Below are 17,496 nucleotides of genomic sequence, written 5' to 3' on the forward strand. Positions count from 1 at the left end.
GCGTATCCGCCCCGGACCGGGCAATGGATTTACCAATCCCTGACGTGATCACGAGGTCCACCTGCCCGGACCTGCCCGAAGGGCCTGTGCAAGGCAAACACAGACCTGAAGGGTGCGAACCCAGTGAAGCGTTTTCTGATCGTGTCCGCCCTCGCCGTGCTGCCCCTGATGGCGGCACTCCCGGCGACGGCCGACCGATCCGTCCCGGGCAACCCGGACGGCCGGATCACCACCGGGAAGGACGTGGTCTCCCCCACGGTGACCGGTGACATCGCGTACGTCGTGGAGGGCTGGGACCTGCCCGCCAACGCCCGCCTGACCGTGTCCAGCAGCGGCCTCGCCACGGCCTGCTCCGGGGGTTCCACGCTCCGGGCCAGGAAGGTGCGCACGGACGACAACGGCCACTTCGTGCTCCCGGCCAGGGCGTCCAGCTGCGTGTCCGGCAAGTACCTGATCGAGGCCACCGAGGCGCGGGCCCCGTTCCGCACCCACTACACGACCCTCGCGGTCGGCACCCCCAAACGCTCCGGCGCCGGCACCTCCTTCACCACCGCCCCCGGCACCACGGTCCTGACCAGCGACGGCGTCATGGCCTTCATCCTGGACGGGGTGGACTTCGCACCCAACGCGAAGATCATTCTGGACAGCGCCGGCCTGACCAAGGGCTGCGACGGCGGGACCAACCTCAGGGACACCGTGGTGACCGCCGACAGGAACGGACGGTTCTCGCTGGCCGTGACCGGTAAGGGCTGCGCGTCCGGCGCGTACAAGATCGAGGCTACCGAGCAGGGCACCCCGTCCCGCACCCACACCACCTCGATCACCCTGGCCGAATCCGAGTAACGCCTGGGGTCATGGCGGTTCCCGGGGACTACTACCGGATCGTCCTGGTCGTCGATGACTGGTGGGGCCGGCCGATCCGGAGCGGCCTCACCCGGCTGTTCCTCGACCACACCGCCCGGCGGCGCGTTCGTCCGCCACGATCCGGTCGACGCTCTTGTTCTGGTACTGCTTCCGCTGGTCGGGGGTGAGCTGGTAGCGCCACTCCCCGTGCTGGTGGACGAAGGTGAAGGTTTCGGTCAGCTTGGCACGCGTGGCGGTCACGGCGGCCTTGGTCCCGGAGACGGCCACCTTGCCGATCACCCAGGGGACCCCTTCGCTGGGGGACGGACACTCCCGGAATCTGCGGAGGTAGTCGGCACGCCGCACCAGCGGTTGGTCCTCGCTCACCCACCGGTCCCAGAACTTGCCGTACTCCCCGCCGGCGTAGAGCTCCAGCGCCCGCTGCGCCGCCGCCCGCGCGCCCGCCCTGGTCAGCGGCTCATCGGGGGAAGGCTCCGGGCTGCTCAGCACCACCGGCTGGGTGCTGACCGTGCTGACCGTGCTGTCCACGGGACCACTCGCCACCGGCTCGGGTAAACGTTCCACCACCAGCACCACCGCCACGATCGCCGCGCACAACGCGGCGATCGCCACCCCGAGCGCCAGCACCGCGACCCCGCTTCCGGCCCCCCGCCGTTTCCTCGGCATCCGCGTCGCCATGACGTGCTCCCCCTCGAACCTCCGGCAAGGACCACTACCCAGTGGGACGTGCCAGAGACGCGTGAGGTTGCCGTGACGCCAGTTAGGACTCCCACTTCCTCGCCCAGTCGGGCAGCTCGGTGAAGGAGTTGCCATCCAGGTAGAGCGAGGTGAGGCCGGTCAGGTTGGCCATCGAAGCGGGCAACTCGGTGAGCGCGTTCCTGGACAGGCTCAGGTGGATCAGCGAGGTGAGGTTCCCCACGGAGTCCGGGAGCCGGGTCAACCGGTTGCGCTCCACGTTGAGCGACTCAAGGGCGGTGAGCCTGCCCAGCGAATCCGGCAGCTCGGTGAGCTGGTTTCCGCCGAGCCCCAGCGTGGTGAGCGCTCTCACGTTGCCCAGGCTGGCCGGCAGCTCGGTCAGCCGGTTCTCGCCCAGGCCCAGGTTGAACAGGGCGCCGAACTCGCCGAACCAGTCGGGCAGCTCGGTGATCTGGTTTCCGGCCAGCTGCAGGTAACCCAGCTCGGTGAGGTCCCCGAGCCGTTCCGAGATATGGGTCAGCCGGTTCCTGCCGAGGTTGAGCTCGGTCAGCGCGGTCAGCTCGCCGAGTTCGTCGGGCAGGTCGGTCAGGGCGTTGCCGTACAGGTTGAGGGTGTGCAGCACGCTGAGTCTCCCCAGCGAGACCGGCAGTTCGGTGAGCGCGTTGCGGGACAGCCCCAGGTAGACCAGCGACTTGAGCTCGCCCACCACCTCGGGCAACTGGGTGAAGGCGTTGCCCTCCAGGTACAGCCGGTTCAGCGCGGTGAGCTCGCCCAACGAATCCGGCAGCGTGCTCAGCTCCAGACCCGCGAGATCCAGCGACCGGGCGCCCTCCCGCCCCGCCCGCTCGATTCGTTTTTCGGCCTCCGGCGACATGCCCACCCCAACCATGATCCACGCCACGAAAACACCGCACTTTAGCACCGGCCACCGATTCCGATATGCCACATCCACCTGATGACCGATACAGATCACGACACATCCTGAGACGCACCCCTCGTCCCATTGGACCGATCTAACCTACTAGCTGGTTCCATCCGGTGGCGCCCCACACCCCGGAACGGCGTGGGGCGCCACATGGTTCAGAGCAGTCGGCGGATTTCGCCGTACGCGCGGTAGAAGCCGCCGCGGGCGGCGGGGCGGAGGCCTTCGACGAGATAGCGGGCGCCGGGTTCGCGGATTTCCTTGGGGAATTGGACGTGCCAGGTCTCGAAGCCGGGGGTGATCACGCGGATGCGCAGACGGCTGCCTTCTGGGACGCATTCGAGGATGACGCCGTCGCCGGGGACGGTGGTGGTCTCCAGGTGCAGGGAGGGTTCGACGGTGGGGAGGGAGGCGGCGGCCTTGATGTCGAGCCTGGTGGGCACGGTGCCCTCGCGGGCGGCGGCGATGGCGGGTTCGCTCGCGTCGATGCAGGCCAGGGAGCCGTCGGTGGTGACGATGTAGAGGTGGTCGTCCAGGAACTGCATGGAGAAGGCGGAGCCGCAGCCGGTGCCCAGCTTCCAGAGGCGTTCGCCGGAGGCGGTGAAGCAGTACACCGAGGAGTGGCTGTCGCCGGCGAAGACGTACCGGCCGCCGGGGGAGGTGGCGCAGGAGTAGACGGGGGCGTCGCACTGGTAGACGGCCTGCACGGCGCCGTCGGACTTGGCGAGGCGGTGCACGGTGCGCCGGGCCGTGCCGGCGTAGACGGCGTCCTGCTCGTGCCAGCCGAACAGGACGCCGTCGGCGGCCGAGGTCTGCCAGACGGGGCGGCCGTCGGCGATGTCGTAGCGGGCCACGCCGCCGGAGTGGCCGTGGTAGACCGAGTCGGCGTCGCAGCGGACCATCCAGGCGGAGTCGCCGTTGGCCTGGCGCGCCCACTGGAACTCGTCCTCGTAGTCGATGGTGGTGATCCGCCCCGCGCGGTCGGAGACGCCGAGCACGCCGTCGTGGATGTCCAGCCAGTAGATGTCCACGTCGGCCGCGATCTCGTACGCCGCCCGGGGCACCTTGCCGCTCAGGTCGTAGACCTTGCCGTCGTCGCAGCCCGCGTAGATCCAGAAGTCGTCGGCGACGATGCACTTGACGCCGTCGGGGAGGCGGAAGCGGCTGGTCACCGTGCCGTCGTGGGAGACGGTGTAGACGTCGCCGTCCTGGTTGCCGACCCAGCAGCGGTCGCCGTCCACGAAGATGCCGAACGCGGGGGCGCCGCTGGCGAAGCGCCAGAGCACGGGGGCCTGCTGGGCGGTGGAGTGGGAGCTGACGATCGGGCGCCGGGTGATGGACCGGCGCTGCCGCACGCCGCGGACGGCAGGGGCGTAGCCCTTCCGCACCTTTTCGGCGATCTTCTTCGCGGCAGCGGCCTGGGCCTTCTCCGCAGTGGGGAACGTGGTGACCTTGGCCTGCCCGCTCTCACCGATACGCCCGAAAGTGATCGTCACCTGGGTGCCGTCCACCACGGTTTCGTAGAACTTGTGCGCCGAGCCACCGTCCTCGGAAAGCTCAAGGTAGGTCATATCCGCGTTCCTCCGGAAATATCACTAGATCAACTGATCCGGAGAGTAGAGGAGACAGCTGACAGTTTCGCCGAAAGCTACGGCCCAACCGTCAGCCGCTTACGGAACACCCAGTAGGTCCAGCCCTGGTACAGCAGCACCACCGGGGTGAAGATGGCCGCCACCCAGGTCATGACCGTCAGCGTGTACGGCGTGGACGCGGCGTTGGTCACGTTCAGGCTGTTGGCCGGATCGAGCGCGGGCATCACGTCCGGCCACAGGTTGCCGAACAGGGTCGCGGTGATCGCCACGATGGCCACCGCGTTGGCGGTGAAGGCCCAGCCGTCCCGGCCGCGAGCGGTCGCGACCAGAGCGGCGAGGATGCCCGCCGCAGCGACCCCGGCGGTGACCCAGGTGGCCGGCCTGCCGCTGTCGAGCTGGGTGAGCACCAGGAACACGCCACCGACGAGCAGCGTCAGCAACCCGGCCTGGCGGCCGAGCCGGGTGGCGGTCGCCCGGAGCTCGCCCTGGGTGCGCAGGGCCAGGAAGACCGCGCCGTGGAAGGTGAACAGCGTGAGCGTGGCCGCGCCCCCGAGCAGCGCGTACGGATTGAGCAGGGTGAACAGGTTCCCGGTGTACTCGTGCGAGGCGTCCAGCGGCACCCCGTGCACGATGTTGGCGAAGGCCACCCCCCACAGGAACGCCGGCACCAGGGAACCCCAGAAGAACGCCCGGTCCCATCCCCGCGTGTGATCGCTCTTGCTCCGGTACTCCAGCGCCACCCCCCGGGCGATGAGCGCCAGCAGGATGAGGAACAGCGGCAGGTAGAAGCCGCTGAACAGGGTGGCGTACCACTCGGGGAAGGCGGCGAACGTGGCGCCGCCGGCCACCAGCAGCCAGACCTCGTTGCCGTCCCACACGGGCCCGATCGAGGCGATGACGGTACGGCGCTCGGCCTCGTCGCGGGCCACGAACGGCAGCAGCACGCCGACCCCGAAGTCGAAGCCCTCCAGGACGAAGTAGCCGGTCCACAGGACGGCGATGAGCACGAACCAGACAGTCGTGAGTTCCACGGTGACGGTCCTTCTAGTACGAGAGGGCGGGCAGCGGTTCGGCTGGTTCCGTGCCGGTTTCCGGCTCGGGTCCCAGGCGGACGTACTTGATGAGCAGCCGTACCTCGATGGCCGCTAGCACGGCGTACACGAGGGTGAAGCCGACCAGGGTGAGGGCCACCTCGAGCACGTCGGCGCCGGGTGAGACGGCGGCGGAGGTGCGCATCAGGCCGAAGACGGCCCATGGTTGGCGGCCCATCTCGGTGAAGATCCAGCCGAGCGAGTTGGCCAGGAAGGGCAGGCTGATGCCCAGCAGGGCGATCCGGGTGAACCACGGATTTCGGGGGAAACGGCCGCGGCGGGTGAACCAGAGCCCGGCCAGGGCCAGCAGCGCGGCGAGCGCGCCGAAGCCGATCATGAGCCGGAAGGACCAGTAGGCCAGCCCGACGATCGGACGGTAGTCGCCCGGGCCGTACAGGGCCTGGTACCTGGCCTGGATGTCGTTGATGCCCTCGACCTTGCCGTCCAGGGAGTTGGTGGCCAGCAGGCTGAGCCCGCCGGGGATCTGGAGGTTGACGTGGTTGCGGCCGTTCTCCACGTCCCCGACGGCGAACAGGGAGAATCCGGCGGAGGTCTCGTCCTCCCAGAGGGCCTCGGCGGCGGCCATCTTCATCGGCTGCTGCTCGGTCATGATCTGCGCCTGCCAGTGGCCGGAGACGGCGACCCCCACGGCCGCGACCAGGCTGACGACCATGGCCAGCCGGGCCGAGGTGCGGAACAGCGCGACATCCCGCCCCCGGGCGAGCTGCCAGACGCTGATGCCGATCATGAACGCGCCCGCGGTGACGAACGCGCCGAAGATGACGTGCGGGAAGGTGACCAGCGTCGTGGAGTTGGTCAGCACCGCCCAGATGTCGGTCAGCTCGGCCCGCCCGGTCGTGGGGTTGAGCCGGTACCCGACCGGATGCTGCATCCAGGAGTTGGCGGCCAGGATGAAGTACGCCGAGACGGCCGTGCCGATCGAGGCCAGCCAGATCGTCGCCAGGTGCACCCGCGGCTTCAGCCGGTCCCAGCCGAAGATCCACAGCCCCAGGAACGTGGATTCCATGAAGAAGGCGATCAACCCCTCCATGGCCAGCGGCGCACCGAAGATGTCGCCCACGAACCGGGAGTACTCACTCCAGTTCATGCCGAACTGGAATTCCTGCACGATGCCCGTCACCACGCCCATGGCGAAGTTGATCAGGAACAGCTTGCCCCAGAAGCGGGTAAGCCGCAGGTAGGCGGGGTTCCCGGTCCGGTGCCAGGCCGTCTGCAGACCGGCCACCAGCAGGGACAGGCCGATCGTCAGGGGGACAAACAGGAAGTGGTAGACGGTCGTGATGCCGAACTGCCATCGCGACAGATCCAAGGCGTCCATCAGTGCTCCAGGTCGTCATGGGACTCCCAGAAGCGTCGATCACCCGGCCCCGCCGCGCTTAGGGCCGGGAGACCCCCGCGCCGGGGACCTTGGTCCCACCCTGGCCGGGGGCGCAAAGTCCGCACCGACCGGGACCAACGCCTCTAAGCCGGCACCCACGGAACGCGGAGGGTGAGTTCCGGAGAACAAAACAGGAGGCAGATATGAAAGCGGCAACCGTCGTCGCGTTCGACCAGCCCATCGTGGTGGAGGAGACGCGCCTCCCCGCTCCCGCCCCCGGCCAGGTCCTGGTCCGGATCGAGGCCAGCGGCCTGTGCCACACCGACATCCACGCCGCCCAGGGCGACTGGCCGGTCAAACCACGCCTCCCGTTCACCCCCGGGCACGAGGGCGTCGGGATCATCCAGGGACTCGGCCCGGCCGTCACCGCGCGCACGGTCGGCGAGCGGGTGGCCATCCCCTGGCTCGGCTGGGCCTGCGGGACCTGCTCGTACTGCGTCAGCGGCCGGGAGACGCTCTGCGAGTCCCAGCGGAACACCGGCTACGGCATCGACGGCTGCCACGCCGAGTTCGCGCTGGCCGACGCCCGGTACGTCGTGCCCGTGCCCGATGGCGTGCCGTCCGCCGAGGCGGCTCCGCTCACCTGCGCGGGTGTCACCTCGTACAAGGCGGTGAAGGTGTCGGGCCTGCGGCCCGGCGAGCGGGCGGCGATCTTCGGGATCGGCGGGCTCGGCCACCTGGCCCTCCAGTACGCGACGATCTTCGGCGGCGAGACGATCGCGGTCGACGTCACCGAGGACAAGCTCCAGCTGGCCGACGAGCTGGGGGCGACCCACCTGGTCAACGCGGCCGACACCGACCCGGTCACCAGAATCCGGGAGCTGGGCGGCGCCGACGTGGCCATCGTGCTGGCCGCCAACCCGCACGTGCTTGAGCAGGCGCACGCGAGCCTGCGGCGCGGGGGCCGGCTGGTCCTGGTCTCGCTGCCCAAGCACAACGAGATGCGACTGCCGATCTTCCAGACCGTGCTGGGCGGGATCACGGTGATCGGTTCCATCGTCGGCACCCGGGCCGATCTCGCCGAGGTCTTCGAGCTGCACGCCACCGGCCGTACCCAGGTCAGGTACGAGACCCGCAAGCTCGACGAGATCAACGCAGCCGTCGAGGACCTGCTTTCTGGGCGCATCGACGCCCGCGTGGTCTTCGAGTTCTAACCGAATCATCCACAAGGAGGTGGAGTGATGAGCACACTCACGCGCCGCGACCGGGGACTAATCCCCGAGATCTTCGACCTGTTCGAGGCGCCGTTATTCGGACTGCGGCCGATGTCGCATTCCCTGAGGTTCGAGCAGTTCGTCAAGGAAGGCCGGTACGTGCTGCGCGCCGAACTCCCCGGCGTCGACCCGGCCAAGGACGTCGAGGTCACCGTCGGCGGGGGCATCCTGACCATCCACGCCCAACGCCACCAGGAGGAGACGGACACCACGCACACCGAGTTCCGGTACGGCACGCTGACCCGATCGGTCAACCTGCCCGCCAACGCGGACGAGAAGGACGTCACCGCCGCCTACGACAAGGGCATCCTGGAGGTCTCCGTCAACCTGACCGAGGCCAAGGAGCCCGGCACCCGGATCCCGATCACCACGCCCAAGGGCTAGCTCGCGTACCCGGGGCCCGCCCCGGGCGAAGGACGGACGTCATGCGCATCAAGGTCAAGGACATCATGACCACCGAGGTCGTCACCGTCAGTGGGGACACCCCGTTCAAGGACGTCGCCGAGACGCTGCTCACCCACCGGGTGAGCGCGGTGCCCGTCGTGGACGAGGAGAACCGCCTGGTCGGCATCGTCTCCGAGGCCGACCTGCTCCGCAAGGAGGAGTTCCGCGAGCACTACGCGGACGAGGGCTACCGGCAGCCGTGGCGGGTCCGGCTGCGCCACCGCCTGGCCCCCGAAGGCGCGCACCCCGCCGACAAGGCGGACGCCCGCACCGCCGCCGACCTCATGACGGCCCCCGCCTACGTCGTGCACCCCGAGTCCTCGGTCTCCACCGCCGCCCGCCTGCTGGACGAGTACGGCGTCAAACGCCTGGTGGTGGCCACCGAGAACGGCCCGGTGGCCGGCATCTTCAGCCGAAGCGACCTGCTGAAGGCCTTCGTCCGCGGTGACGCGGAGCTGGCCGAAGAGGTCCGGCAGGACGTGCTGCGGCGCTCGCTCTGGGTCGACACCGACGGCGTGGCGGTGCGCGTCGACCACGGGGTGGTCACCCTGAGCGGCGTCATCCCGCGCCGCAGCGACGCGGAGCTCGCGGTCAACCTGACCCACCGGATCAACGGCGTGGTCGACGTGATCGGCGAGTTGGAGTGGAAGGAGGACGACTCCCGTTAGGTCCCATCGGAAAGGGCCCGCGACGGCGAACCGTCGCGGGCCTTCCGGGCGTTCAGTACGCTCGTACTGTCGTTCGATATTCGGCTGTCACGGGGGTTCCGAGTGGTGACCACTGACGAGCAGCGGATCCGCGCCCTGATCGAGCGTTGGGTCGCGGCGGTCCACAACGGCGACCTGGACGGCGTCCTCGCCGACCACGCCGACGACATCGTGATGTTCGACGTGCCCCCGCCGTACGAGGGCGTGCGCGGCCGGGAGGCCTATCGCCGGGTGTGGCCCGATTTCTTCGAGTGGCAGCGGCAGGGCGCGTCGTTCGAGATCGACACGCTGGACGTCACCGCCGGGGACGATGTCGCCTTCGCCCACGCCCTGCTGCGCTGCGGAACTCCAAAGGATTTCACCGACAATCCAGACAACCGCCTGCGGCTGACCCTCGGCCTGCGCAAGGTGAACGGACACTGGGTGGTCACGCACGAACACCACTCCTTCCCGCTCACCTGACACAGCGGCTACCGGTAGGTCAGGTCCGACGAGGAATAGACGCAGTTGGTCCCATCGGCCCCGGTCCCGACCTGGGTGGGTTCGGCGCCGGTGCTGTTGCCGTTGTACTTGCGGCAGATCACCATCGACCGGCCGGAGTCATTGACGATCGTGATCCCCGAGAACCGGGCGGTGTCGCCGTAGTTCACGTTGATGCCGGCCACCGTGTTCCCCGGCCGGGTCAGGGTGACGTTGCGGATCACCACATTGCGGCGGTACTGGGTCGAGCAGTTGCCGCAGGAGCGGTAGAACGTCCCGAAGTTGGTCGCCTGGAAGTTCTGGATGGTCAACGTCCCGGCGCCGTTGTGCTGGAAGATCTTGTCGCTGGCGGCGCGGGCGCCGCCCCCGTCGACCAGGAAGGTGGGCGTGCCGCTGCCGCGGAAGGTGGCGGCGTCCTCGCCCACGTCCTCCCACCACACGTTGCGCAGCGTGCACGACCCGGCGCAGTGCACCCCGTCGCCGGCGGGTGCGCCGATGATGACGTTCTGCAGGGTGGCCCCGGCGGCGAGCTGGAACATCGGGTCCTGGCTCTCCTCCTGGCTGCCGTCGCCGATACAGCAGTAGCGGCGCATGCCGCCGTCGAAGGTGCCGGAGACCGGGATGGTGCCGTTGACGTTGACCTGGCCGGTCGGTGTCGGCCAGGTCCCTGCCGGGGGCGGCGTGACTGTCGGCGTCGGGGTCGGGGTCACCGTGGGTGTCGGGGTCGGCGTCCGGGTCGGGGTGGGCGTCGGCGAACTCGTGGTGACCCCGCCGGTGCAGGTCACGCCGTTGACCGCGAACGAGCCCGGCACCGGGTTGCTGCTGTTGTTCCAGCTGCCGTTGAAGCCGAACGAGGCCGAGGCGTTGGTCGCGAGGTTGCCGTTGTAGCTGAGATTCTCGGCGCGTACCGAACCGCCGCTCTGCGTGACCGTGGCGTTCCACGCCTGGGTGACCGTCTGCCCGGCGGTGAACGACCAGGTCATCACCCACGAGGTCAGCGGGTCGCCGACATTGGTGAGGGTGACGGTCGCGGAGAATCCGCCCGGCCACTGCGAGCCGATCGCGTAACTGACGCGGCACCCGACGGCCGCCTGCGCGGCGCCCGCCGTGGCCACGATGCCGACCGCGGCCGCGGTGGCCGCGCCCGCTGTGAAGATGTGCAGCGCCTTCCGGCGCCAACTGCGCAGCATGCTGCCTCCTGCTGCCGAGTGGGAACGTTAACAGGCAGCATCCGCGCCCCTGCGGAGCGCACGCCAATGAGCTGCGCTCTGTCCGTCGATCCACGCTGGTCAGCTGCTCGGCGGCCCTGAACATTTCAGCCCATTTATTGGGAAAGAAAACTATTTAAATCATGAGGGTGGTGAGCAGGTCGTCCAGACTCACCAGCCCGATCACCTTTCCGGCGTCGTCGCGGACGAGCGCGAGCTGGCTGTGCGCGTCGCGCAGCCTGGTGACGGTGTCGGACACCGTGGCCGTGGGCGGCACGGACGGCACCGGGTGGGCCAGGCGCAGGGCCGGGGCGGACGTGCCGCGCGCCCGGGCCAGGTAGGCGTCCCTGAGGTGGACGGCCCCGGCGGGGTCCTCGCCGTTCCAGGCGATCAGCCGTGTGCGTCCTGACCGCGCCGAAGCGTCGATCACCTCCTGCGGGGTGGCCGTCACCGGGACACCGACGATGTCGGCACGCTGGATGATCAGCGGCTCAATGGTGGCCGTCGGGGCGTTGAGGGCACGGCTGAGCACCCCGTGGTCCTCCGGTTCGATCAGCCCCAGCCGCCGTGACTCCTCGACCAGGTGCTGGAGTTGCTGCGGCGTACGCGGATTGTCCATCCCGTCGCGCGGGTGCACCCCGAACGCCTTGAGGATCAGGTCGCTGACCCCGTTCAGCACCCTCAGCAGCGGGCGCACCACGACGGTGAAACCCCGGAACGGCAGGGCCAGCGCGGTCGCCGAGCTCTCCGGGTGCGCGATCGCCCACGACTTGGGTGCCATCTCCCCGATGACCATGTGCAGGAAGGTCACCAGGCCGAGCGCGATGACGAACGCCACGGCGTGCGCGGCCGCCGACGGAAGGCCGAACTCCTCGAACAGCGGGGTCAGCGTGCCGGCGATGACGGGTTCCGACACCACGCCCAGGCCCAGGGAGCACAGGGTGATGCCCAGCTGGGCGCCGGCCAGCATGAGGGACAACTCCTTGATGCCGGCGACCGCCGCGGCGGCGGCGCGGCTGCCCTGCGCGGCGGCCCGCTCAAGACGGTGCCGCTTGGCGGCCACCAGGGCGAACTCGGCGGCCACGAAGAACCCGTTGCCCACGAGCAGGGCCAGGGTGACCAGCAGTCCGGTGGTGAGGTTCACGGCAGCGGCTCCTCGTGGCGGTGCCGCGCGGGCGTCAGCCGTACCCGGGCGGGGACATGGCGGTCCAGGGTGAGCACCTCGATGTCGGCATGGGTGGGGGCGCCGCCGTCGAGCGTGGGCGGCAGGGCGACGGTGATGACGTCGCCGGGGACGGCGAAGCGGCCGAGCCGGTGCAGGATGAGGCCGGCGAGGGTGTCGTACTCGTCCTCGTCCGGCAGCTGGAGGTCGGTGGCCAGCGCGATCTCGTCGACCCGCAGGCCCGCGTCGAGCTCCCACCCGTCGTTCCCGCGGACGATCGCCGCCGCCTCGGCGTCGTTCTCGTCGGCGATCTCCCCGACCAGTTCCTCCGCGACGTCCTCCCAGGTGATCAGACCGGCCAGGCCGCCGTGCTCGTCCACGACGCAGGCGACCTCCTCCCCCCGGGTGTGCATCTGCGCGACGAGGTCGGGCAGCGCGGTCGAGAACGGCACGACCAGCGGCGGACGGGCGATGTCCCCGACGCGGGTTGCGGCCGCGACGCCCACGGGGACGGCGCTGAGCTCGCGCAGGCCGACCACGCCGACCACGTCGTCCAGCCGCTCACCGAGCACCGGATAGTGGGTGTGCCCGTGCCGGGCGATCAGCAGGTCCAGGTCGGGTACGGTCGCCGACGCGCTCACCGTGACCATGTCCACCCGGGGCACCATGACCTCGGCGGCGGTGTGCTCGGAGAATGCCAGGGCCCGCTCCAGCACGTCGGCCTGACTGCCCGGCAGGTGGCCGTGGCGCTCCGACTCGCCGATGATGTGGCCGAGCTCCTCCAGGGTGGCACCGTGGTGCAGTTCCTCGACCGGTTCGATGCCGGCCAGGCGGACGAGCCGGTTGGCCGCCGAGTCGAACAGCCTGATGATCGGCCCGGCGATCATCAGGTAGACCAGCGTCGAACCGGCCAGGGCGCGGGCCAGGACCTCCGGCCTGGCCAGGGCGAGGTTCTTGGGCGCCAGCTCGCCGAGCACCATCTGGATGACGGTCGCCAGGACGAAGCCGAGCGCCAGGGCGATCCCGCCGGTCATGCCGGACGGCACGCCGAGCGCGTCCAGACCCGGCTCGATCAGCTCCGCGAGGGCGGGTTTGGCGATGAAGCCGACGACCAGGGCGGTGACGGTGATGCCGAGCTGCGCCCCGGAGAGCATGAACGACAACCGCTCCATGACGCGGACCGCCTTGACGGCTTTCCGGTCGCCGGCTGCCGCCTGCTGGGAGAGCAGGAGCCGGTCGGCGCTGACGTAGGCGAACTCCTGGGCGACGAAGTATCCGGTCGCCAGGGTCAGGACGAAGATGGCCACCAGGCCGAGCGCGATGCTCACGCGGTCCTGCTCCTCCTGCGGATCGATCGAGGTACGCGAAGGGACGAACGATTCCGGTGTGTCTCAGGTGCCCGGTGAGACACAGATCACTTCTGCTTCTCCGCCAGGAGGTCGGCGAACAGGCGCTCCCACCGGGGCATGACCTGCTCCGGCGTGTACTCCTGCGCCGTCCGCAGCGCCGCCGCCCCCAGCCGGGCCCGGAGCGCGGGATCCTCGATCAGGCGCCCGACCGCGCGGGCCAGGGCCACCACATCCCGGTGGGGCACCAGGAGGCCGTTGACGCCGTCCTCAATGATGTCGGCGGGGCCGGTCGGGCAGTCGAAGGCGGCGACGGCCAGGCCGTGGCCCATCGCCTCCAGCATCACCATCGGCAGGCCCTCGAACCGCGAGCTCAGCACATAGATGGAGGAGTCGGCCAGTTCCCGATCCAAGGTCGTGGTACGGCCCCGCAGCCGGATCGCCGCCGGATCGGCGTTCTGGTCGATCAGCCCCTGGAACCGCTCCTTGCGCGGCCCCTCCCCGAAGATGTCCAGCGTCCACCCGGGGTGCTCACGCGCCACCAGGTCGAACGCCGAGATCAGCATGTCGAAGCCCTTCTGCGGATACAGCCGCCCGGCCGCGATCGCGCGCGGGTTGACCAGCTCGGCACGCTTACGTTCGTGGATGCTGACCGCGTTGGGGATCTGGACGGTCCGCAGCCCGGGGGCGGCGCGCTCGTAGTCGGCCTGGTCGGTCCTGGTCAGCACGGCGACCACGTCGAGCTTGGCGTAGTGGCGGTGGATGGCCCTGCGTACGGGGTCCTTGTGGGTGCCGAGGTTGAGGTGCTCCTGGCCGACCTTGACGACCTGCGGGGCGGCGTACCGCGCGGAGACGAGGTTGAGCGCGGGCCGGGTGGTGACGAGGATCCCGTCGGTCAGGCCCCGGACGTACTCGACGACGGCCTTCTCCACCTGCGGCGTGAAGTAGCGGGCGGCGAACTCCCCGGCGGGCACCACCTTGCCGCGCACCCTGCGCATCACCCGCTCCCCCAGCGTCGGGTCCGAGCGGCCGGCACGCTCGTCGACGACGGCGCTGAGCTTCACGCGGGGGTCTAGGGCGAACTGCGGTTTGGTACGGCGCCGGACGGCGCTGACGATCTCGACGTCGTGCCCTCGGGCGGCCATGGCGTTGGCCTGGGCGAAGACGGTTCTGATGGTGCCGCCCATGCCGTAGGCGTGGAGCAGCATGTACCGGATCCTCATGTGACCGGCGGGGCGTGAACGCGGAGCAAGCTTCTCATCCCCGCACCCTATGGAGGCCGTCTTAGAAAACTCTGAGACCAGACCCGCGGCCTAGGCCGCTGCCTCGTCATCCGGTTCCGGCGACGTGGCGGTCGTGAGCCGTACCTGGGTGATGGCGAGGCGTTCGGTGGCGGTCACCTCGATGCGCCAGCCCTCCACGGTCACCCGCTCGCCGGGGCCGGTGGGGATCCGCCCCAGCTCGGCCAGGACCAGCCCGGCCACGGTGGTGTAGTCGCCGTCACTGCGCCGTTCCAGATGTACGCCGAGGTCGGGCAGGTCGTGCAGGGGGAACCCGCCGGGCAGCAGCATGCTGCCGTCCGCCTCGTGCCGCACGCTCTGGATGTCGCGGTCGGTCTCGTCATAGATCTCGCCGACGACCTCCTCCAGGAGGTCCTCCAGGGTGACGATGCCGTCGACGACGCCGTGCTCGTCCACGACCAGGGCGAACTGCTGGTGTTCCGCCTTGAAGCGGCGCAGCGCGTCCGCGACCGGCAGGCTGTCGGGGAGCAGCATGGCGGGGCGGACGACGCCGGCCACGGTGACGGTCTCCTGCGGGTCCTCGGCGGTACGGGTGTCCGGGTCGGTGGCGGTCAGCAGGTCACGCAGGCTGGTGATGCCGAGGGTGTCGTCCAGGCCACCGACGCGTACCACGGGCGCGCGGGAGTGCCCGGAGGCGGCCAGCAGGCGGGCGGCCGCGTCGGCCGGGGTGTCGGCGGGGAGGGTGAAGACCTTCCGCCGGGGGACCAGCACCTCGCGCAGGATCCGGTCGGTGATCTCCACCGCGCCGGAGATGATCATCCGCTGTTCCTGGGTGAAGCCGCGGTGGCCGGCGATCAGGTCGCGGATCTCCTCCGAGCTCATCTCCTCCCGGTGCAGGGCGGGGTCCCCGCCCATCAGCCGGACCGCCACGTCGGTGGCCTTGCCCAGCGCCCACACCACCGGCCTGGACAGGGTGGCCAGCAGGCTGAGCGGCCGGGCGACCAGCAGCGCCCAGGTCTCGGCCCGCTGCATCGCCACCCGCTTGGGCGCCAGCTCGCCGAAGACCAGCGTCAGGAAGGTCAGCACCAGGGTCACCAGCACGATCGCCGCCGGCCCCGCGGCGTCCCCGAGGAAGGACAGCAGTGGCGCCACCGGCTCCGACAGCGCGACCGCGGCGGTCGCCGAGGCCAGGAACCCGGCCAGGGTGATGCCGATCTGGATGGTGGCCAGGAACTGGTTGGGGTCACGGGCCAGCCGGGCCAGGATCCGGCCACCGCCGCCCCGCTGTTCCAGCCGCCGGAGCTGGCCTTCGCGCAGCGAGATCAGCGCGAGCTCGCTCCCGGCGAAGACGGCGTTGAGCACGATGAGCACGACGACCAGACCAAGCTGGAACCCATAGCCGCCCACAGAACAGACTCCTCGAACAAAGATGTGCGCAGACGGCGCCGGAACACGCTCCGCAGGTGACGGCAGTCAGCCGGGGAGGCACCCGGCCCGGTACTGCACTCGTCCACGAGACTCCGTTCTCACACCTGCGGTGATTGCCGTTGTAGCACGGAAACGGGTGGATTGTCGTATTGGTTCCCGAGTGCTCTTTGGAAAACACCCACCACGTGATGAAGGTCGCACGCCGGTACAGCCATCGGGACAGGCCTTCCTGACCGCGGGAACCGGCCCCCCGCGTTGATCGTTAACGTCGGCGGCCATGCCCATCAGCATTCCTTCGACAGGGAGAAACAAGACGTGGTCTTCAAACGCATGCTGGGTGCCTTCGGCGTCGGCGCGCCCTCGGTGGACACCGTGCTGTCCACCCCGCGCATCCAGCCGGGCCAGACGCTGACCGGCCAGGTCCGGCTGTCTGGCGGCGACTTCGACGCGGGCATCGAACACCTCACCCTGGCCCTGGTGGCCCGGGTGGAGATCGAGCACGGCGACGCCGAGCGCGACGGTCTCAGCGAGTTCGCCCGCGTCCAGGTCTCCGGCCCGTTCACCCTGGCCAAGGGTGAGCAGCGGACGATCGACTTCCAGCTCCCCGTGCCGTGGGAGACGCCGATCAGCCACATCGGCGGCCAGCCGCTGGCCGGGATGGCGGTGGGCGTGCGTACCGAGCTGGCCATCGCCCAGGCCGTCGACAAGGGCGACCTGGACATGGTGACGGTGGAGCCGCTGCCGTCCCAGCTACGCGTGCTGCAGTCGCTGCTGAACCTCGGTTTCCACTTCAAGTCCGCCGACCTGGAAGCCGGGCACCTCTACGGGATTCACCAGGAACTGCCGTTCTACCAGGAGATCGAGTTCTATCCGCCCCCGCAGCACGCCGGTTTCGTCGGCGAACTGGAGCTCACCTTCGTCGCCACGCCGTACGCGCTGGAGGTGATCCTGGAGGCCGACAAGGGGGCCGGCCGCTACTCCGGGGACGCGATCGGCCGTTTCTCGCTCAGCCACGACGACGCGCTGCGCACCGACTGGTCCAGCGAACTCGACCGCTGGCTGACGGGTCTGGCCTCCTTCGGTCACCCCGGTGGACATTACGGCGAGCCCCACGGATACGGGTACGGGGGCGAGCATGGTCACCACCCGCAGTACGGTCACCACGACCCCCACTACCAGGAGCAGCACCGCAGCGGCCCGGGCTGGGGCACCGTGGCCGCGGCCGGCGCCGCCGGTGTGGTCGGTGGCCTGGTCGCCGGCGAGATCATCGAAGAGATCTTCGAGGGTGACGAAGAAGAAGAAGAGGAAAGCGGCGACTGGTAACAGATGAGCGGCTCACCACGATCGTGGTGAGCCGCTCTGCCTGTTCGTCAGCGGCCGCGCCTGCCGTACGCGCCCGTAGCCAGTGACACTCCCAGCGCGGCCAGGGCCACCTGGATGCCCAGTTCGATCCAGTCGATGCCACGGGTGTCGGCGACGCCCAGGACGGACGCGATCGCCGTACCGACCAGGGCCGCGACGACGCCGATCACGATGGTCAGCCAGACCGGCATCCGCTGCCGGCCCGGCAGGACCAGGCGTCCCAGGGCGCCGATGATGATCCCGATGATGATGCCGGAGATGATCCCAGTGATCTCCACGCTGCGCTCCCGACGCTCAACGACCAATCCATCGAGCCCAACGAACGGTCGCCGCGCCACGT

17 protein-coding genes are annotated in these 17,496 nt (G+C 69.7%); 6 read left to right on the forward strand and 11 right to left on the reverse strand.

The window, feature by feature from the left end; genetic code table 11:
- Window positions 1–123 precede the first annotated feature (123 nt).
- Window positions 124–843, forward strand: a complete 720-nt coding sequence (locus tag KIP79_RS25540) for a hypothetical protein (RefSeq protein ID WP_214107450.1) — start codon at window positions 124–126, stop codon at window positions 841–843.
- 87 nt (window positions 844–930) lie between these two features.
- Here KIP79_RS25540 and KIP79_RS25545 read toward each other — a convergent pair whose 3' ends face one another.
- The 5 genes from KIP79_RS25545 to KIP79_RS25565 all read right to left on the reverse strand — a co-directional run bounded on the left by KIP79_RS25545 (window position 931) and on the right by KIP79_RS25565 (window position 6,504).
- Window positions 931–1,542 (reverse strand): hypothetical protein, encoded by a 612-nt coding sequence (locus KIP79_RS25545; RefSeq protein WP_214107451.1) that lies wholly within the window; start codon window positions 1,540–1,542, stop codon window positions 931–933.
- A gap of 82 nt (window positions 1,543–1,624) precedes the next feature.
- Complete coding sequence (locus KIP79_RS25550; protein WP_214107452.1) at window positions 1,625–2,461, reverse strand: leucine-rich repeat domain-containing protein; 837 nt, start codon at window positions 2,459–2,461, stop codon at window positions 1,625–1,627.
- A 179-nt stretch (window positions 2,462–2,640) separates the two neighbouring features.
- Window positions 2,641–4,053 (reverse strand): WGR domain-containing protein, encoded by a 1,413-nt coding sequence (locus tag KIP79_RS25555; RefSeq protein ID WP_214107453.1) that lies wholly within the window; start codon window positions 4,051–4,053, stop codon window positions 2,641–2,643.
- Between the two features lie 77 nt (window positions 4,054–4,130).
- Window positions 4,131–5,105, reverse strand: coding sequence for a cytochrome d ubiquinol oxidase subunit II (gene cydB, locus KIP79_RS25560; RefSeq protein WP_214107454.1), 975 nt, complete (start codon window positions 5,103–5,105; stop codon window positions 4,131–4,133).
- A gap of 13 nt (window positions 5,106–5,118) precedes the next feature.
- A complete protein-coding gene (locus KIP79_RS25565) occupies window positions 5,119–6,504 on the reverse strand; it encodes a cytochrome ubiquinol oxidase subunit I (protein WP_214107455.1) in 1,386 nt (461 codons plus the stop codon).
- Window positions 6,505–6,707: 203 nt separating this feature from the next.
- Between KIP79_RS25565 and KIP79_RS25570 the strand changes: the two genes are divergently transcribed.
- From KIP79_RS25570 to KIP79_RS25585, 4 genes are all read left to right on the forward strand, one after another.
- On the forward strand, window positions 6,708–7,718 hold the full coding sequence (locus tag KIP79_RS25570; RefSeq protein ID WP_214107456.1) for a zinc-dependent alcohol dehydrogenase: 1,011 nt from the start codon (window positions 6,708–6,710) through the stop codon (window positions 7,716–7,718).
- Between the two features lie 27 nt (window positions 7,719–7,745).
- Window positions 7,746–8,162 (forward strand): Hsp20/alpha crystallin family protein, encoded by a 417-nt coding sequence (locus tag KIP79_RS25575; protein ID WP_214107457.1) that lies wholly within the window; start codon window positions 7,746–7,748, stop codon window positions 8,160–8,162.
- Window positions 8,163–8,203: 41 nt separating this feature from the next.
- Window positions 8,204–8,890, forward strand: coding sequence for a CBS domain-containing protein (locus KIP79_RS25580; protein ID WP_214107458.1), 687 nt, complete (start codon window positions 8,204–8,206; stop codon window positions 8,888–8,890).
- 105 nt (window positions 8,891–8,995) lie between these two features.
- Window positions 8,996–9,391, forward strand: coding sequence for a YybH family protein (locus KIP79_RS25585; RefSeq protein WP_214107459.1), 396 nt, complete (start codon window positions 8,996–8,998; stop codon window positions 9,389–9,391).
- Between the two features lie 8 nt (window positions 9,392–9,399).
- Here the strand turns inward: KIP79_RS25585 and KIP79_RS25590 are convergent, their stop codons facing one another.
- The 5 genes from KIP79_RS25590 to KIP79_RS25610 form a co-directional block, all read right to left on the reverse strand.
- Window positions 9,400–10,599, reverse strand: coding sequence for a pectate lyase (locus KIP79_RS25590; RefSeq protein ID WP_214107460.1), 1,200 nt, complete (start codon window positions 10,597–10,599; stop codon window positions 9,400–9,402).
- Between the two features lie 154 nt (window positions 10,600–10,753).
- Window positions 10,754–11,761 carry a hemolysin family protein gene (locus KIP79_RS25595; RefSeq protein WP_214107461.1) on the reverse strand — a complete coding sequence of 336 codons (1,008 nt, stop codon included), beginning with the start codon at window positions 11,759–11,761 and terminating at the stop codon, window positions 10,754–10,756.
- Window positions 11,758–13,107: a hemolysin family protein gene (locus KIP79_RS25600; RefSeq protein ID WP_214107462.1), complete on the reverse strand. Its 1,350-nt coding sequence runs from the start codon at window positions 13,105–13,107 to the stop codon at window positions 11,758–11,760. The genes KIP79_RS25595 and KIP79_RS25600 overlap by 4 nt, the downstream gene beginning before the upstream one ends.
- An 86-nt stretch (window positions 13,108–13,193) precedes the next feature.
- Window positions 13,194–14,333: a glycosyltransferase family 4 protein gene (locus KIP79_RS25605; RefSeq protein WP_250213811.1), complete on the reverse strand. Its 1,140-nt coding sequence runs from the start codon at window positions 14,331–14,333 to the stop codon at window positions 13,194–13,196.
- Window positions 14,334–14,438: 105 nt separating this feature from the next.
- Window positions 14,439–15,773, reverse strand: coding sequence for a hemolysin family protein (locus KIP79_RS25610; protein WP_214107464.1), 1,335 nt, complete (start codon window positions 15,771–15,773; stop codon window positions 14,439–14,441).
- A gap of 336 nt (window positions 15,774–16,109) precedes the next feature.
- On the opposite strand from KIP79_RS25610, the gene KIP79_RS25615 reads away from it, so the two are divergent.
- Window positions 16,110–17,117: a sporulation protein gene (locus tag KIP79_RS25615; protein WP_214107465.1), complete on the forward strand. Its 1,008-nt coding sequence runs from the start codon at window positions 16,110–16,112 to the stop codon at window positions 17,115–17,117.
- A 47-nt stretch (window positions 17,118–17,164) separates the two neighbouring features.
- Here the strand turns inward: KIP79_RS25615 and KIP79_RS25620 are convergent, their stop codons facing one another.
- Window positions 17,165–17,434, reverse strand: coding sequence for a GlsB/YeaQ/YmgE family stress response membrane protein (locus tag KIP79_RS25620; RefSeq protein ID WP_214107466.1), 270 nt, complete (start codon window positions 17,432–17,434; stop codon window positions 17,165–17,167).
- Window positions 17,435–17,496: the final 62 nt, after the last annotated feature.

The sequence above is a fragment of the Acrocarpospora catenulata genome, assembly GCF_018476525.1.
GTDB lineage: Bacteria > Actinomycetota > Actinomycetes > Streptosporangiales > Streptosporangiaceae > Acrocarpospora > Acrocarpospora catenulata.

What these genes read in the sequence shown, in the direction of transcription:
- KIP79_RS25545 (WP_214107451.1), bottom strand. Translation starts at nt 1,542, where the DNA reads ATGGCGACGCGGATGCCGAGGAAACGGCGGGGGGCCGGAAGCGGGGTC.
- KIP79_RS25555 (WP_214107453.1), bottom strand. Translation starts at nt 4,053, where the DNA reads ATGACCTACCTTGAGCTTTCCGAGGACGGTGGCTCGGCGCACAAGTTC.
- KIP79_RS25565 (WP_214107455.1), bottom strand. Translation starts at nt 6,504, where the DNA reads ATGGACGCCTTGGATCTGTCGCGATGGCAGTTCGGCATCACGACCGTC.
- KIP79_RS25570 (WP_214107456.1), top strand. Translation starts at nt 6,708, where the DNA reads ATGAAAGCGGCAACCGTCGTCGCGTTCGACCAGCCCATCGTGGTGGAG.
- KIP79_RS25575 (WP_214107457.1), top strand. Translation starts at nt 7,746, where the DNA reads ATGAGCACACTCACGCGCCGCGACCGGGGACTAATCCCCGAGATCTTC.
- KIP79_RS25580 (WP_214107458.1), top strand. Translation starts at nt 8,204, where the DNA reads ATGCGCATCAAGGTCAAGGACATCATGACCACCGAGGTCGTCACCGTC.
- KIP79_RS25590 (WP_214107460.1), bottom strand. Translation starts at nt 10,599, where the DNA reads ATGCTGCGCAGTTGGCGCCGGAAGGCGCTGCACATCTTCACAGCGGGC.
- KIP79_RS25605 (WP_250213811.1), bottom strand. Translation starts at nt 14,333, where the DNA reads ATGCTGCTCCACGCCTACGGCATGGGCGGCACCATCAGAACCGTCTTC.